The organism is Acinetobacter gerneri DSM 14967 = CIP 107464 = MTCC 9824 (genome assembly GCF_000368565.1).
Lineage (GTDB): Bacteria > Pseudomonadota > Gammaproteobacteria > Pseudomonadales > Moraxellaceae > Acinetobacter > Acinetobacter gerneri.
Genome location: NZ_KB849542.1, coordinates 343,480 through 361,196 on the forward strand (window position 1 = coordinate 343,480; position 17,717 = coordinate 361,196).

16 protein-coding genes are annotated in these 17,717 nt (G+C 36.8%); 5 read left to right on the forward strand and 11 right to left on the reverse strand.

Annotated elements, in window-relative coordinates; genetic code table 11:
* Window positions 1-444 precede the first annotated feature (444 nt).
* Both F960_RS07145 and F960_RS07150 read left to right on the forward strand, forming a co-directional pair.
* Window positions 445-1,155, forward strand: a complete 711-nt coding sequence (locus F960_RS07145; protein WP_004861443.1) for an SIMPL domain-containing protein — start codon at window positions 445-447, stop codon at window positions 1,153-1,155.
* A 176-nt stretch (window positions 1,156-1,331) separates the two neighbouring features.
* Window positions 1,332-2,105 carry a TSUP family transporter gene (locus tag F960_RS07150; RefSeq protein WP_020846696.1) on the forward strand — a complete coding sequence of 258 codons (774 nt, stop codon included), beginning with the start codon at window positions 1,332-1,334 and terminating at the stop codon, window positions 2,103-2,105.
* Between the two features lie 167 nt (window positions 2,106-2,272).
* Here the strand turns inward: F960_RS07150 and F960_RS07155 are convergent, their stop codons facing one another.
* The 3 genes from F960_RS07155 to F960_RS07165 form a co-directional block, all read right to left on the reverse strand.
* Window positions 2,273-2,905, reverse strand: a complete 633-nt coding sequence (locus tag F960_RS07155) for an SMI1/KNR4 family protein (RefSeq protein ID WP_004861450.1) — start codon at window positions 2,903-2,905, stop codon at window positions 2,273-2,275.
* A 105-nt stretch (window positions 2,906-3,010) separates the two neighbouring features.
* A complete protein-coding gene (locus tag F960_RS07160) occupies window positions 3,011-4,105 on the reverse strand; it encodes a fatty acid desaturase family protein (RefSeq protein WP_004861453.1) in 1,095 nt (364 codons plus the stop codon).
* Window positions 4,106-4,117: 12 nt separating this feature from the next.
* Complete coding sequence (locus F960_RS07165; RefSeq protein ID WP_020846695.1) at window positions 4,118-5,185, reverse strand: flavin reductase family protein; 1,068 nt, start codon at window positions 5,183-5,185, stop codon at window positions 4,118-4,120.
* A gap of 204 nt (window positions 5,186-5,389) precedes the next feature.
* Here F960_RS07165 and fabR point away from each other — a divergent pair, with 204 nt between their 5' ends.
* Both fabR and F960_RS07175 read left to right on the forward strand, forming a co-directional pair.
* On the forward strand, window positions 5,390-6,022 hold the full coding sequence (fabR, locus tag F960_RS07170) for an HTH-type transcriptional repressor FabR (protein ID WP_228134734.1): 633 nt from the start codon (window positions 5,390-5,392) through the stop codon (window positions 6,020-6,022).
* 350 nt (window positions 6,023-6,372) lie between these two features.
* A complete protein-coding gene (locus F960_RS07175) occupies window positions 6,373-7,392 on the forward strand; it encodes an AI-2E family transporter (RefSeq protein ID WP_004861461.1) in 1,020 nt (339 codons plus the stop codon).
* 185 nt (window positions 7,393-7,577) lie between these two features.
* Here the strand turns inward: F960_RS07175 and rapA are convergent, their stop codons facing one another.
* Window positions 7,578-10,415, reverse strand: coding sequence for an RNA polymerase-associated protein RapA (gene rapA / locus F960_RS07180; protein ID WP_020846694.1), 2,838 nt, complete (start codon window positions 10,413-10,415; stop codon window positions 7,578-7,580).
* 140 nt (window positions 10,416-10,555) lie between these two features.
* Entirely contained in the window at window positions 10,556-11,200 is a 645-nt protein-coding gene (locus F960_RS07185) for an RluA family pseudouridine synthase (RefSeq protein WP_035373254.1), read from the reverse strand.
* A gap of 416 nt (window positions 11,201-11,616) precedes the next feature.
* Here F960_RS07185 and F960_RS07190 point away from each other — a divergent pair, with 416 nt between their 5' ends.
* Window positions 11,617-12,399: an APH(3') family aminoglycoside O-phosphotransferase gene (locus tag F960_RS07190; protein WP_035373261.1), complete on the forward strand. Its 783-nt coding sequence runs from the start codon at window positions 11,617-11,619 to the stop codon at window positions 12,397-12,399.
* A gap of 13 nt (window positions 12,400-12,412) precedes the next feature.
* Here the strand turns inward: F960_RS07190 and F960_RS07195 are convergent, their stop codons facing one another.
* From F960_RS07195 to F960_RS07220, 6 genes are all read right to left on the reverse strand, one after another.
* Complete coding sequence (locus F960_RS07195) at window positions 12,413-13,114, reverse strand: phosphopantetheine-binding protein (RefSeq protein WP_004861470.1); 702 nt, start codon at window positions 13,112-13,114, stop codon at window positions 12,413-12,415.
* A 59-nt stretch (window positions 13,115-13,173) separates the two neighbouring features.
* Window positions 13,174-13,590 carry a GlcG/HbpS family heme-binding protein gene (locus F960_RS07200; RefSeq protein ID WP_004861473.1) on the reverse strand — a complete coding sequence of 139 codons (417 nt, stop codon included), beginning with the start codon at window positions 13,588-13,590 and terminating at the stop codon, window positions 13,174-13,176.
* Between the two features lie 136 nt (window positions 13,591-13,726).
* Window positions 13,727-15,025 (reverse strand): glutamate-1-semialdehyde 2,1-aminomutase, encoded by a 1,299-nt coding sequence (hemL, locus tag F960_RS07205; RefSeq protein ID WP_004861475.1) that lies wholly within the window; start codon window positions 15,023-15,025, stop codon window positions 13,727-13,729.
* Window positions 15,026-15,078: 53 nt separating this feature from the next.
* Window positions 15,079-15,687, reverse strand: coding sequence for a thiamine phosphate synthase (thiE, locus tag F960_RS07210; RefSeq protein WP_004861479.1), 609 nt, complete (start codon window positions 15,685-15,687; stop codon window positions 15,079-15,081).
* Between the two features lie 122 nt (window positions 15,688-15,809).
* On the reverse strand, window positions 15,810-16,916 hold the full coding sequence (locus F960_RS07215) for an OmpW/AlkL family protein (protein WP_004861482.1): 1,107 nt from the start codon (window positions 16,914-16,916) through the stop codon (window positions 15,810-15,812).
* 292 nt (window positions 16,917-17,208) lie between these two features.
* Window positions 17,209-17,586 (reverse strand): Mpo1-like protein, encoded by a 378-nt coding sequence (locus F960_RS07220; RefSeq protein WP_004861485.1) that lies wholly within the window; start codon window positions 17,584-17,586, stop codon window positions 17,209-17,211.
* Window positions 17,587-17,717 lie beyond the last annotated feature (131 nt).

The window sequence follows — 17,717 nt, forward strand, 5'->3', positions numbered from 1 at the left end:
GTGACTTGCGGTCCTTTGACTCGGTGCTTTATAGAATTCTAGTCAGAGCTCTTTGATTTTTCATAACTAGGAGCGCGATCATACAGCTTTTTAAAAAAAAATAAATGCCTTTTATGTCCTTATCACGCAAATAGTTTTTGCTATTTCAAATATGCACAAACTGGATCATAGAATTATCATCATACTATGTGACAAAGCAAAGAAAAACCATAAATTTGCCCTGTAAATTTTGCAATTATTTTTAAATATATATCGTGCAGATGCATGCAATTCAAATTATTGATTTTATTTATAAATATTTAAAAATATCAGTCACTATAATACTGAAAAACATTACAAAGTCACCACAAAAACTCCTCACGTATTTCAAATGGGACATTTACCATGAAAAATATATAAAAATTGCATTTTTTCGATTAAACAATTTTCATTCAAGGATTTAATATGCGATCGCTCATCCTATCATCAGTATTGTTATCTACAAGCTTGCTCAATAGCGCATTTGCTGCCACAAATTCAAATAACGACATCAACTATAATGTCGTCAATATCCAAGCTGAAGCCAATCGCAAAGTATCAAATGATGAAATGCACGCTGTCATGTTTATAGAAAAAACCAACAAACAACCAGCGCAGTTGTCATCAGAAATCAGCCAATTGATGAATCAAGCTCAAGCCCTTGCCCGCAAATATCCGCAAATCAAGGTCGATACAGGTTCGCAAACCACTTACCCTGTTTATGACAATGACAACCAAAAACTCAAAGAATGGCGTGGTCGTGCAGAAATCAACATCGAAAGTAAAGATTTTAAAGCAGCCAGCCAATTGATTAGTGAACTACAACAAAACTTCCAAACTCAGGCGATCAACTTTACAGTTTCCGATGAACAACGTATTAAAGTTGAAAATGAACTCATTGTAGAAGCCTCTAAAAACTTCCAGCAACGAGCACAGATTATGAGTAATGCTTGGAATAAATCAGGCTATAACCTCGTGAACCTCAATATCAACACCAATCGTTCTTATCCTCAACCGATCATGGGCGCACGTGTAAGTATGGCTAAATTTGCAGCCGATTCAGCACCTGCTCAAGAAATGGCAGCTGGTGAATCTACGATTACTGTCAGTGCAAATGGTTCCGTACAATTTAAATAGTACCTATTTGCATCTTCAATATTTATCCCAAAAACCATGCCTTATGCATGGTTTTTTATACGAAAAACTTTAATATGCTTCAGTTTAATTGATCAAAATAATTTGAATAATAATATGAAATGTATCAATTTTAATTTATGATCAATTCTCAAGGATTGAACAATAAGCTGCAGAATATGCTCGACTTAGAACACTTTAATCTTGCCCTTGCATTTTTTGCATTCTGTGGTGGATTTGTTGATGCAACGGTAGGTGGAGGCGGCTTACTCATCGTACCGGCTTTGATGTATGCATTCCCAAATCAAAGTTTAGCCACGATCTTCGGAACCAATAAAGTCGTTGCTATTGCAGGTGCAACGTCCTCTGCTCTGGGCTTTATGCGGCGTGTCACCATCTCGTGGAAATTGATTTTACCCACGATGCTATCGGCATTTATATTTGCCTATATCGGTGCTCTATCCGTATCGCTCATTCCCAAACAACTGATGCAATATGCGGTATTTATCCTATTAATCTTGATGGCAATCTATACCTTTGCCAAAAAAGATCTAGGACAAGTCCATACTGCTGTCCAATTTGGCCCGAGAGAGATTGCTTTGGGCGTGATATTTGGTGGATTAATCGGCTTTTATGACGGTGTTTTTGGTCCAGGATCTGGTAGCTTTTTACTATTTTTATTCATCAAAGTTTTCGCTTTTGATTTTATCCATGCTGTCGCTTCAGCAAAACTCGTCAATATCGCCACTTTTAGTGCTGCCCTCTTTTTCTTTGCACCTGCTGGACATGTTTTATGGTTCACGGGGGTATATATGGCAGTTTTCGGCTTTATCGGTGCGATCTGCGGCACGATCTTAGCCTTTAAACTTGGTAGCGGATTTATACGAATATTCTTTCTAATCTTGTTAATCTTTTTGATTGGACGAATGGGTTATGATTTGTTTATGAATTAAGCATAAATAAATCATATTTATCTGGGTGAGGATTCTATTCTATATTTAGCCACATCCTAAGCTTCTCCCAAAGAGAGAAAGGACTTGCTGTATTAACTTTCAAAACGATAAATGATTGTATATTTTAGATTTATGAAAGAGATCTATTAAAAAAAATAGATTTTGAATTATTCAAAACTCGGTCTTGTCCATCTTTCACTCGCTGACCAGTTAATAATATCAATACGATCATCACAAACTAAAAACTCATTTTCATCTTCTAAAGCATCTTCATCCAAACTATATAAATCACGTTCTAAATCATTTGCAAAATCCGCTATTAATACCTGAATTGAATTGGCGACACATAGCCCAATCTCATATTCATCATCAATAAAAATGACTTGCCCCACCTTTCCCGAAGTGCTTGGTGCTAAGTCCAAATACAAACTTGTTTCCCCACCATCAAAAGCAAATTTGATCCAAAGTGGATTAAATACATTTTGAGCATCAATTTCTGGATCAGCATGATGTAGTGCAATCAATTGATCTACCATATCTGCGCGTCGTTGGACCTGTTCAATGACCTGCTCGATAGGGAAAAAATCCATCGCATAAAATAGATTTCCTAAATTACGATCATCATTTAAACCATTATGCCAAAGATATAGTGCCTTAAAGTCTTCTGGTAATGGTTGTTTAATCAGTTGTTCTAATTCATTTAGTTGTTGCAAAGTCGCAGGAGGGTTTAGCGAATCCTGTTTAATTTTGGGAGCATGTTGGGATAACCATTGTTCAATTCGTTGTAAATTATTTTGCATTTTCTTATTCCTATTATTCATACCTCATTTTATACACAAAAATCATGAAATAAATAAGTAAAAAAGCCACTCGAAAGTGGCTTAATTTAAAACGTCAAATATCAATTATTTCTTAAATGGCAATGCATATTTAAAAATACGTCCAATCACTTGGCTGTATTGTTTCAACATTGAGCCGTTGTTGTAGTTAAGACCATATTTTTTGCAAACAGCTTCAACTTTAGGCGCCATTTTACGGTAGCGACGCGCAGGAATATCAGGATACAAATGATGCTCGATCTGATGGCTCAAATGCCCTGTCAAAATATGAAATGCTTCTGTTCCAGATAAGTTTGAAGAACCACGGATTTGACGCATATACCAATGCCCACGGCTTTCATTCTGCATAACAGACTTAGGAAATACCTCAACATCTTTTGTGAAATGTCCACAAAAAATCACACTAAAAGTCCAAACATTACGAATACCATTTGCAACAAAATTGCCAGCAAATACAGGTAATGCAGCAGGTCCCGCAATCAATGGGAAAAATACATAGTCTTTAAATAATTGCTTAGCTATTTTCTTTTGCGCAGGCTGCCATTCTTTTTTGAACTCAGCTTTGGTTTTACGACCACTAAATACTTTACCTATTTCAAGGTTTTGGATCGCAACCCCCCACTGGAACAAGGTACAAAATGGAATGCTATATAGAGGCTGAAATACATAACCCCATCTCCAACGTTGCTCTGGGAATAAACGCACTAAACCATAACCGATGTCATCATCCATCCCTTTGATATTGGTATAAGTATGATGCTTATAGTTATGCGTTTGACGCCAGTTGTCAGAAGTACCAACGGTATCCCATTCGAAAGATTTACCATCAAATTTTGGATCATTCATCCAGTCATATTGTCCGTGCATGACATTGTGACCGAGTTCCATATTTTCCAAAATCTTTGAAACACCAAGCAATCCTGTACCCAAAAGCCATGCTGGTGGAAACCATCCTGCAAATAAACATGCGCGTCCAAGCATGCTGCTATAACGTACTGTTGAATAAATTCGGCGGATGTATTTCGCATCTTTTTCACCTAAATCATCCAATACTTCTTGACGAATCGCATCCAATTCACGTGCTAATTCATCTAATTCTGCTGGTGTTAAATCACGATTTTTAGGATTTTTAAAATATTGAAATTGAACTGGCATATTCATAGATGTACTCGCTTATAGATCAATGACAAGGTCAGACTGAGCTGAGTTGACGCAAATTTTGATTTGGTTGTTCGGTTCAGGATTGACTGCACCATCAAGTAAATTTTTGGTAGATCCTTGAACTTTTTGACACACACATTTATGGCAAATACCCATACGGCAGCCATACGTTGGTTTAACATTTTGTTGTTCAAGCGCTGTTAAAATGGATTCACCTTTTGCAACGGCAAGAACTTTATTAGATTTGGTTAAGGTAATATTCACAAAGCCGACATCATCATTTACAGTCGGTGAGAGGCTAAATGCTTCACTTTGGAAATATTTTGCTTGATCAAAAAGGCCTTCTGCCGTTGCAACAAAACCTGAAGGTCCGCAGGCAAATACTGTTGCTTGGTCAATATGGCGAATGGTATCTAAATGTGCGCTATTCAAACGCTCATCGGCATCATTTTCTTGAGTATAAAAAACTTGAAATTCAACATTGGCATATGACTTTGCCCAATTTTCAAATATATCAAGAAATGCAGCATCGCCTTTTTTCTTCACCCAATACAATAAATGAATCGGTTGATTTTGTAATTTCTTAGCTTGGGCCAATGCTTGCAACATACTATACATCGGTGTAATACCACTGCCCGCTGCTAGTAATACCAAAGGTTCTTGTACTTTATCTAAGGTCATTTCACCATAAGGTCGACCAAATTTCAGTACATCACCGACTTGAGCAGTTTCACACAACCAAGTACTGACTACGCCTTGATCGACGTGTTTTACAGTCAATTGCACATGATCTTGATCGAGATTGCAGAGACTATAGGTACGTTCATAAGTACGCCCATTAATTTCAATCAAAACTGGGTGATGTTGCCCTGCTTGTGCTTTTTTAAAGATACGATTGCAACGAATGGTCAAAGTGACCATGTCATTTGCAACTTGTTCTTTTTTTACGATTTTCCCCAAAGCCTGATTTACAGACCAAAGTGTATTGATTTTTTGAAGCCAAAAATTTGCCATATTTCTGTCATAAACGCTGTCAACCAAAGCATTTACAGGCGATTTAGTCTTTTGGATAGCTTGCATAGTTTTCGTACCACGCGATGAATTTTGAATTATTATACACATGTATATATATTTGTATATACACCTGTATTGTATCCAGACATTTCTAATTTTGGCTCGAAGGGCTATAATGCTTAAAATTGCTTTATTTGCTTGATATATATGAAACCATCCTCGAACTTTGATGATTTTTTTGAATTACCAGATCCTTCTGAGTTAGCTCCTATGAAGGCTCCAGTTCGTACGGTCGGAAGAAAAGCAACCATTACCAAAGAAGAATTATTCGAAGCAACACTACACTTAATTGGTCCACAGAAAAGTATCGCATCTTTAAGTTTAAGAGAAGTTGCACGTGAAGCTGGTATTGCACCAAATAGTTTTTATCGACATTTCAAAGATTTAGACCAACTTGCAATCGAACTTATTGAGCGTTCAGGCTTGGTTTTACGTCAAATTTTGCATGAAGCTCGCCTCAAAGCACCGAAGCAAAGCAGTATTATCCGCAGTTCGGTAGAAGTCTTTATAGAACAACTTAATGTTGATGAAGGTAATCTCAGTCTATTACTTCGTGAAGGCTATACAGGTTCAGATTCATATAAAAAAGCCGTTGAAAGTCAGCTCAATTATTTCCAGCAAGAATTACAGGATGATTTAATCCGTTTAGAACGTTTTAATAATAGCAAATTGGCGCATCCCGACCTCGTTGCAAAAGCAATCACTCAGTTAGTCTTCAATATGGGTGCAAAAGTGATTGATTTACCACAAGATGAACGTAAATTAGTTGCCGAACAAACCATGATTATGATCCGTATGATTTTAGAAGGATCACGTCATTTAGATGAAGCAAAAATTAAATAAATCACTAATAAATATGGTTTAGCGATTATTCATTTATGTCTATTATTATATGAATCATCTAGCTAAACCAATCAATTTAATTGCTGTAATGACTTCTTGTAAATTTTTTAGAATAACACTTATTGTTTAAATAATATTCAAAATGTAATAAATTATTAATGCAATCTGATTCACATCGTTTTAAGATTGGCGTTATATAAAGTAACAAGTTTATCCCTCAAAATATATTGGGTCTGTGACATATCATGACTAGGCGATCCTGTCGTCTAAAATAGAATGACCCTAAATTGACTGTATAAATTTTTATTGGTCATCGCGTTTCTGCACACGCAAGTTATTTGGTATAACTTATGTACAAATTTTTTGATGAAAAACATAGCATTATCGCAAGTTATATTTTAATGCTTATTTTTCTGGTTGCTTTGATTCCTTTACATTTACTTGCCAGTTTTTTTGCAGGTTTTGTCATCTTTGAAATCATTAATTCGCTCGGTAATATTACTGAAAAATATATCGATGGGCAAAGGGCACGTTTGACCATTAGTGTGATTTTAGGTGTGATCATCGTCACCCTAATTGTGCTTGGTATCACCAGTTTGATTAGTTTTATGCAACACGATATCCAAGGTACTGGGATGAGTGTGCTCAGTGATCAGATCGACGCAACTTTGCAAAAATTGCAACAAGAAATCGCGCAGTATATTCCAGGATTTATCCCCTATACCCTACCTGAGCTAAAAGATCATTCTTTAACTTTAATGAAAGATAATCTATCTACGCTCAAACATACGGGGACAGATTTTCTGCACAATATCGCGACCATGGTGATCGGGATGATCATCGGGATTTTGGTTTCTTTAAATCAATTGCATCGTGATCCAAGTCAACCACCTTTTAAACGCGCCTTGATTAAACGCATCGAAAATTTATCTATTTCTTTTAAAAATGTGGTCTTTGCACAGTTTAAAATTTCTGTGATTAATACCATTTTATTTTTAGTGTTTTCGCATATTATTTTACCAATTTTTGACATTCATTTGCCTTTTGCCAACACTTTAGTCATTTTGACCTTTATTTTTGGTCTCATTCCGATTGTCGGCAATCTCATCTCAAATACGATTATTGTGATTACAGGTTTGACGATCTCTGTAATGACTGCATCGATTGCGCTGATTTATTTGATTTTAATTCATAAACTTGAATATTTTATCAATGCAAAAATTATCGGCACTAAAATCCATGCGAAATCATGGGAAGTGTTGTTGGCTATGCTGATCTGTGAATCTTTGTTTGGTTTGGCTGGTTTAATCGTCGCTCCGATTTTCTATGCCTATATTAAGCTTGAGTTGAAAGAAGCTGGGATGATTTAAACAACGACTGACTCCAAAATTGAGAATATATCCCATTATAAAAATGGGGTTTTGTTTATAAACTATATTTCTTTTACAGTATCTTTATAACTTAACCATTTAAGCTCTTTTGATAAATGAGCGATAACCCTCCTGTTTAACAATAAAAAAAGCTCCTTAAGGAGCTTTTTTTATTGTTTTGTTTGTTATGGCTTAACCACAACCAAGATCTGGATCGCTTCTGGTGTAACAGCAATTCCATCCAACAAACTCAAACCTTCATTTTGCAATTTTTGCAGACGCTCGATTTCATCTGTACGAATGCTAGGATTGAATTGTTTAAGATAAGTCAAACGATCAATTTCATATTGCCATTTATTGCCATAGATCTCTTTCGCTTGCTCTTTCAATGCAGGCAAAGCAGATTTAGCAATATTCAAAGCATCGGCATAACGTTGCTCAATGATTTCACGGCGTGCTTTCACTACTTGACGACAACTGTTGCTGTCTAAGTGATGTAAATAAGGCTTGATGATTTCTGGATCAAGTTTCGCAGAAATATCCTGACCATTTTCAGTTAAAAGTACACGAATTAACTGAGTTGGTAAGCTTGATGGCAGATTCAATGCCTTAGGCGCAATCACATCTACTTTAAACCAAACTTCAAGCAAGATTGAACCTTGTTTGAGCGCATTGGTTTTTAATAATGCGACATTTGTACTACCAAACGCTTGAGTATTGATAATCTCCATCACACTTTCAGTGAATGGATGTTCTAGTGTCAAATACTGTGCATCTTCACGGATTTGCGCTTGATCGCGATAGAAAGTAACGGTCATACCATCTTCATCAATCTCTAAACCTTGAACTTGAGTTTGATCAGTTGGTTTGATGATCACTGTACCGTTGCTTTGCTCATCAAAATCAATATTTGTTGACGCCATAAAGCGTTTCATAAACATTGGCAAAGTCGTATTATCATCATAATCTTCAAGTGCTTGTACAATTTCTTGAGCAACCATCGGACGGCATGAGTTGTATTCTAACAAACGGTCACGACCATCTTGCAACTCAGTTTCGAGCGCCTGACGTTGTACATTAACTTCTTCAAGCAAATCTTCAAATACTTGACCTTTGTCTGCAAGCAAGCAATCTTTGAGATCTACAATGAAATTTTCTTGCAATGTTTGCGCAGTTGGCGAAATATTACTGAAAATATTGAGTGCTTCGTTATACCAACGGAACATACGCTCTTGTGCAGTACCAAGTAAATATGGCACATGAATCTGGATACGATTTTCTTGACCGATACGATCCAAACGACCGATACGTTGTTCTAAGACATCTGGATTTGCTGGTAAATCAAATAAAACGAGATCAGAAGCAAATTGGAAATTACGCCCTTCAGAACCAATTTCCGAACACAATAAAATCTGAGCACCATAAGACTCTTCAGCAAAATATGCTGCTGCTTGGTCACGCTCAAGTAAGCTCATTGCTTCATGGAACATAGCAGTACGAATACCTGCATGTAGACGTAAAGCATTTTCAAGCGCTTCAACGACAGGTCCGCTACGTGCGATCAATAACACTTTTTTATGTTTAAGATCAGTACGAAGTCTTTCCATTAACCAGTTTACACGTGGATCAGTTTGCATCCATGATCCATCAAGTGCAGCTTCTTCAGGCCACATTTGCTCACGGAGCTTACCATCTTTCGACCAGTTTTCTGGTGCAGGAAGTGCAGCAGGCTGACAATCACGTCCAGGGAATCCTTGAATCGCTTCACGTGTATTACGGAATAAAATACGACCTGTACCATGACGATCAAGCAATTCATGAATTGCACGGAAACGTTGTTCTGGTTCGTCACTAATCGGATGACCAAGAAGTTTTTCAACTGCTTGTAAATGTTCATCTTCTAGAGCCAAATCAGACATTAAAACTTCAGCGATTTTTGCAGTGTGATGATATTGTTCTTCTTCATCTAAGAAACGATCAAGCGAACTAAAACGCTGAGGATCAAGTAAGCGTAAACGAGCAAAATGGCTCTCTACGCCCAGTTGTTCTGGTGTAGCAGTAAGCAAAAGTACGCCCGGTGTGCATTCAGCAAACTCTTCAACAAGATCGTAACGGTCATTACCACCCTCTTCTTCGCTCCACATCAAATGATGCGCTTCGTCGACGACGAGTAGATCAAAACCTGCTTCAATCGCTTGTTCACGCAAATCATCGTGGTCAATCATCAAATCGACACTAGCAATGATGCATTGTTCAGTTAAAAATGGATTGAGTTCAGGATCATGCTCTTTGATCGACGCCGTACGGGTCAAATCAAATAATGAAAATTGCAAATTGAAACGGCGGCGCATTTCAATCATCCACTGATACTGAAGTGAATCAGGAACCAAAATCAAAATACGCTCTGAGCGACCTGTTTTCAATTGTTGGTGAATGATCAACCCAGCTTCAATAGTTTTCCCCAAACCGACTTCATCAGCAAGCAATACACGCGGAGCAAAACGTTTACCCACTTCATGCGCAATATAAAGCTGATGAGGAATTAGACCAACACGCGCACCGATCATGCCACGTAATGGACTATTTTTCATATTGGCTTGTAATTGCAAAGCTTCAATACGCAAGTCATACCATTCTTTATAATCAATTTGACTCGCGAGCAGACGATCAAGTGGTTTAGAAAGCTGAATTGATGCACCGATACGCGTTTCATTTAAAGATTTACGCTCTTCAGTTCCATCTTCTTGCTTACGAATCACGTTATAGCGAATAACACCATGACGATCTTCTAGCGATTCAACAGTCCAGGCATTGCCTTCTTGATCGTGAACTTCATCGTTGATATTGAATACAATACGAGATAAAGGTGCGTTGTTACGCGCATAAACACGAGTTTCGTCACTTTTTGGGAATAAGATACTGATTGAACGTTCATCAACATCAATCAGGACGCCTAGTCCTAGCTCGGTTTCTGTGTCTGATAACCAACGTTGACCAATAGCAAATTGCTGCAATTTTTCCACCTATATTTCAATTTGGGTCTGCAAAACTCAGTTCAAAGCAGGAGATAATTTGATCAGAGTTCTACGCCTTTACGCAATACATTTTGACATAAAGCTCACTAAAAAATGAGCATTTTCAATATTTATTTAAAAGTTTTTACCTAAAAAGGAGCTTGACAATAAAACTCGACCTGCTCCTTCGTTTGTGGGTGATAAAAACTCAATCGTTCAGCATGTAGACAAAGTCTAGGCATAAGCTGTTGTTGCGCAGCAGTCGCATATAAAGTATCACCGATAATAGGGTGTCCTAAATATTGCATATGCACACGCAGTTGATGAGATCGTCCAGTAATGGGTGTCAATTTCACACGCGTTACTGGTTGTCCCTGAATTTCTAAATGTTCAATCACTTGATAATGGGTTAATGCCGCTTTATTGTGATCTGGATCTGCAATATGTAATGGAGGGTGCGCTGGATCATAAACAACAGGCACATTGATTTCACCCTCACCCTGCAAATGACCTGCAACGAGAGCTTGATAAGTCTTTGAAGTTTCACGTTCTTGGAATTGACGGGAAATACTTTTTTGAGCAGATTTTGAAAGTGCAAAAATTAAAATGCCCGATGTATCACGATCTAGGCGATGAATAAGTAATGTTTTGGGTTCTATCTTTAATAATCTGTTGATCACACAATCTTGTAGTTCTAATGTTTTTCCGGGTACTGTGAGAATTCCTGCGGGCTTATGAATGACCATAAAATCATCGTCACGATGTATCAGGTTTTCAGTTAGAAAATTACTCAAGTTTCAGTTCCGCTGATCGTGCAAACAAGCGAGCAATAATAAGAATCTTGAGATAAAATTACAATGAATATTTTAGCTTTTTTGAAGCTATTCTCGTGATTTTCCCCATGAAGCTTATCGGGAGAATTTATCAAGTGCTTATCATGAATTTAAATAGATCCATAACGTATTAAAATACAATTTTATGTTTTTCAAATGTTTCATGATCCGCTTACTAAGCTAGAAACATAAATTGCTTAGGCTATTTAATGATAATTTAGTTGCTATAGAGCACTCATGTTTTTGCGCTTATCAAAAATATTATTCAGTCTCTTTTAAATCATTTATATCATGTAAAAATAATATTAAATATGTGGCTAGTTAAAAGATGATTATCATAAAATAAAACCAATAAATGCATGATCAATGATATGAAAATTTCACTTCCGCAAAGTCTTAAAAGTTTTATTGGAAATCAACCATTACAAAAAGATAAAGTGGGACAATCCCCTTCTGATGTGTATTCTTTTACCAAAAATAATGAAAAATACTATTTAAAAACCACTGAGCTAATTTATGCTCAAACAACTTATAGTATCATACGTGAAGCAAAAATACTCGACTGGCTAGATGGAAAGCTCAATGTTCCAGAGCTAGTTTTAATGGATACCGACCATGAAAATGAGTACATGATCAGCAAGGCAGTCCCCGCAAAACCCTTACAAGATTTCACAGGAAAAAGTGATCAATTTTTCATAGATATTTATACAGATGCTTTGGCACAATTACAGTCTATTTCAATAAAAAACTGTCCATTTATATCCAATAAAAAATTTCGATTAGCTGAGGCGGAATTCTTTATTGAAAATGGCTTACTTGATGAATTGGATGATGATGAAAAAGATCTAAAGCTTTGGTCCAGTTATCAAAATTTTGCTGAATTCTTAGATGATCTAAAACAGCAAAATTTCCAAGAAGAATATGTATTTAGTCATGGTGACCTAACCGACAGCAATGTATTTTTAAGTCATGATGCACAAATCTACTTTTTAGATGTCGGACGTGCTGGTATCGCAGATCGATTTGTAGATATTGCCTTTATTGAACGTAGTCTACGAGAAGATTGCTCTGAGGATGCTGCACTTCAATTTTTAAATCATTTAGCAGAAGACGATTCTTTTAAACGGAATTATTTTCTAAAATTGGATGAGTTAAATTGATCGAGTAAAAAGATCAGGATATTTTGAGAAAATGAAACAACTTCACCAATGAATTATTTTCCCAAAAATTCTCATAAGTGATATCTGCGCCATTGGCACGCCACAGCCCAATCAAGCTGACCATCGCCACAGAATCCAACCCATATTCACGTAAATCTACTTCAGGATCTATCTCCAAAGCATCCATATCTAACTGCTCAGCGATAGCGAGCAATATCCCTTTACTCGATAAAATCAACTCACTTGGCGCAGATAGTGCCCAAAGTCGAGTCACATTTTGCGTATTGCTATGCTGAATATTCTGTGCCGCAATCGTATTGATCCACTGTATATGTTGATCTAGATTTTGCAGTAATATTGCATCATTAATCACGCAGATATTCTGAGTCACTGAACTCATATACTTCATAATTTGCTTGAATTGTGAATCAACCATTCCAGCAACAACCAACTGAGAATCCCGACCCAGTTTTTGCCCAAGATGCAACATGCCATGCTGTGGCTGATGCATATCCAAATCTACAATAGGGATATCCAAAGCTTTAGCTTTTTTAATCAATTGCAATAAATGCTGAGCCAAAACAGAATCAGTAAAATCGGTTTGGCTTTTTAAATGCGCCAAACCGACAATCAATAACACTGCTTTTGCTGACTGCAATGACCATTTCGCTTGGCTTGCTTGTAGTTGAATTTTCTTGGGAAACAAATAAAACATAGATTAAATATTTGATCTAAAAAGACTTAAGCGTAAAAGATAAGCTAGATAATACTATATTATACTTGTTGAGCTAAAAATTTATCGATTGCAAATTGAGCAATCTCTGCATCTTGAAAAGATTTAACCCCTGATACACCTATCGCCCCAACTAACTGCCCTTCAAATAAAATAGGCTCCCCGCCCTCTAACATCCCTGAAAATGTTTGCATCGTCAAAAATCCCATTTGACCATTTTTAATAATATCTTCAAAAGCCTTAGAAGGTCGACGACTGACCGCAGAGCATCTTGCTTTTTCTAGACATAAATTTGCCGTCATTGGTGAGGCACCATCCATACGTTTCATTGCCAATAAACTGCCTGATTCATCAACAATCGCTATGCTGACATTAAATGAATTTTCAATTGCAAATTGATGTGATTGTTCTAGTAAAAATTCTGCATCAGCAAGTGTTAGATAGTGCTTAGTTTTCATGTGATTTCCCTATATTAAAGTGATAAAAATCGCCCGTTGTATCACGAGCGATTTTGAATGCTGCATTAAATAATTTTCTCTGTAAAACTATGCAGATCTATAGAATTACACAGATCTATAAAATTACACAGATAGGTTATTTAGCTTTCATTTCTGCAAATGTTTCTTTGGCTGCTTGAATCGTATAAGCAATATCTTCGTCACTATGTGCCGCCGAAATAAAACCTGCCTCAAATGCTGACGGCGCAAGGTTTACTCCACGATTTAACATGCCATGGAAAAATGCACGGAATGCTTCGATATCGCATTTTAAGATATCATCAAAGCTTGTGATTTCTTTTTGCTCGGTAAAATATAGACCAAATAAACCACCTGCTTGATCTGTAGTAAATGCAATACCCGCCTCATCCGCAGCTTGCTGTAGACCTGTTAACAATTTCTCAAGTTGTTGAGTTAAATTGCTATAAAATTCAGGTTTACGTAAATGCTCAAACATTTTGATCCCAGCACGCATAGCAAGTGGATTACCTGACAGAGTCCCTGCTTGATATACCCCACCAAGTGGCGCAATGCATTCCATGATTTCACGTTTACCGCCAAACGCACCTACAGGCAAACCAGCACCAATGATTTTACCCAAAGTGGTCAAATCAGGTTTTACGCCATAATAAGCCTGTGCACCACCGAGCGCGACACGAAAACCTGTCATCACTTCATCAATAATAAACACAGATTTATAGGCATCACATTGCTCACGAATCGTTTCAAGGAAACCTTTTACAGGTTTAACCAGATTCATATTTCCTGCTACAGGCTCAACGATCACGCCCGCAATATCTTGACCATATTTGGCAAAACATGCTTTTACAGCTTCAATATCGTTATAAGGCAAGGTAATCGTATGTTTAGCAAAATCAGCAGGCACACCTTTTGAAGTCGGCTCACCCATGGTCAACATACCAGAACCCGCTTTCACCAAAAGCGAATCAGAATGACCATGATAACAACCTTCAAATTTGACGATCATGTCACGACCTGTATATCCACGAGCCAAACGAATCGCAGTCATGGTCGCCTCTGTTCCTGAGTTGGTCATACGAACCAATTCAATTGAAGGCATGATTTCACAGATAATATCTGCCAAAGTTGTTTCATGAACAGTTGGCGCACCAAAACTTAAACCATCAACAGCCGCCTCTTGGACTGCTTTGATAATATCAGGATGGGCATGTCCTAAAATCATTGGTCCCCAAGAACCCACATAATCTACATAACGCTTGCCATCTACATCATAGAGATAAGCGCCATTTGCCTTTTCAATAAATACAGGCGTACCACCAACACCATTAAACGCACGAACCGGTGAATTGACACCACCCGGAATATGTTTGCTGGCTTGTTTAAAGAGTTGCTCTTGTTTTGGAGATAAGCTCATAAAATTACGATGTCCTATAAACTATTGAAATTGAATAAAACTAAAAATTTAATTTAAAATAATTGCGCCCAAGCTTGAACACGCTCAGGGATATCTTGAACCGATTTACCTAATATATCACTTATTACTGCACAAAGGTCAGCACCAGACTCTATCACAATTTTAGAATTTTCAACTGTTAAGCCACCAATTGCACAAATCGGCAAATCAAACTTTTCAGCAGCATTTTTTATTGCATCTAAGCCAATATTGCCTGCTTCGGGCTTGGTTGAAGTTGCATAAATCGCGCCGAAAGCCACATAACTTGCCCCATCAGCAATCGCCTTCTCTGCGAGTTCTAGTGAATTTAAACAAGTACGACCGATAATAACGCCTTGTGGAAGTCGAGCTTTCGCATCAACAATTTCACCGTCACTTTGCCCTAAATGTACGCCTAAGCCAAATTGTTCAGCCAAATCTAAATCGTCATTAATCACAAATGGAGTTTGATATTTTTCACATAATTGTTTAATCAATTTAACTTCATTTGCTTGGTCGATTTTAGCTACTTTTTTACGACGGTATTGCAAAATTGCGATCTTTTGGGTCGCCAATGCTACTTCTAATTTTTCTAATAATAATGGCAGAGCATCATCATTGGTAATGAGGTATAAACCGCGCATAATGTATTCCAAAATTCAAAGTTGCCTGATTATAGTCGAGATAAACCGAACACGCTTGAAAAGACGAAAAAAAGCCCGAAACAAATATGCTTCGGGCTTTTAGGACTAAGTCATCTTATTGGTTAGAAACGATAACCAACACCTAGATAGGTAATGATCGGATCAATATCAATTTTAGTTGATGAGTGAATTAATTTATTGCCATTATTTGCATCAATTACATCAATATTTGCCTGATTATTCAATTTTGCATAAGAAACTGATGCAATACCGTACCAGTTTTGATTGATATCATAGGTTGCACCAACGCTGACAATCGGCGCAATAGCATCTGTTGTTTTAACACGAACAAATGGATTTGCTGATGAAGTCTTCCCATCAAGCGCTGCCCCTGCTTGTCCATCATGAATATTTTGTATCATGTGACCAGCGGCAACTAGATCAGCACCAATTTGTGAATCCAGTTTGATATTACTAAAGTGTGCATACATTAAACCTACGCCAACGTATGGTCTAAACTTATTAACACCTGATTTACCAAACTGATACTGTGCTTCAATCGCTGGTGTCCACGCACGAACAGATGATGCTTTGCTTTTATTGCCTAAGTTCGTGATTGGAATATCTTTTATAAGATTCAATTGCTTATTTACAAGCGATTGAACATTACCTGCTGGTGACGCTATACCAGTCATATTTGCAACAATTTCACCTTTACCTTGAATATCAACTTTTGGAGGAAGACCACCAATAAGTTGCAAGGAAACATTATCATTTACGTAATAGCTGAGTGTTAAACCCAAAGTATCAACATCATCAGCCTCTAAACCAGTACCAGCATTTTGCCAACTTTCTAGCCCATTAATTTGGGCACTTCCTGTATTGGAAGCTTTGATTTCACCAGTTGCTGAGTCATAAACTAGATTAGTAAATGTTTTGTTATCCAATAACCATACTGCACGATCATATACTGTTTGATTTTTATTATTATCTCGAACTTGGTTCGGGTCCAATGTACTAAGAAAAGATTCTCTAGTGATATTACCAATTTTGGCATTTGTACCTTCAGCCACACTAGTATTTACATTAAATGGATTGGCTTTTCCTTGTGGCATCACATGCATCCAACCTGCCGACACCGACCAGCGCTTAAAATCACCCTCAGCATGTGCTAAATTTGTGCTTAAAAGAATTGCAGCTGGCAAAGCAGCCTTTAACCATTGGTTCATAATATTTCCCTGTTTTACAATTAATTTTTTTTATGACTTTGATAATCCGCACCAAAATCGCACGACCATTATTGGAATAATTACTCTAATAATCAACTATAAAATCGAGAAAAAACAGCGACTAAATTTGAATTAATAGAAACAATATTAGCTAAATATATAATTTTTAGATTATTTATTTGGAATAAAATGCCAATCAATGAAAATTCGTTTGGATATTTTTTATACCATTTAATAAAAAACCATCCTGTTTAATTGGATGGTTTTCAATCTTTTACTTGAAAATCGAGTATTAACTCTCAATTTTATCTAGGCTACGATCCTTCAAGCTTAGATTTCCACGAATGATATCTGACAACATTCGCCAATCACTAATAAAACTATAAAGTGGCTGTTTAAAACTTGCAGGCTTATTTTTTTCAAATACAAAATGTCCTACCCACGCACATGCATAACCTGATAACAATCCTAAAACTAAATATTTAGCCTTACGTTGGCGTACAGCTTTTGTCCAACAATAAATACCTAAAGCACTGCCCGTTGCATGTAAACGACGACTCATAATGCTGCGATGCTCTGTCAGATAAAAACGGTAAAATTCCGAATAATTTTTAATCGGCATTTGCATTTTAGGTTGTTCTGGTAAATCTGGTTTAACGAATGCATTCATTTTTTTATTCCTCAGCATTTTTACCCAAAATATCTTATTTTTTGATCAATTTAAAGTTAGATTTGCTAAGCTAACAGACAGTTCAAGGCTTTATACTCGCTATTGCATAATCTCTTTAATAAATCATTTTT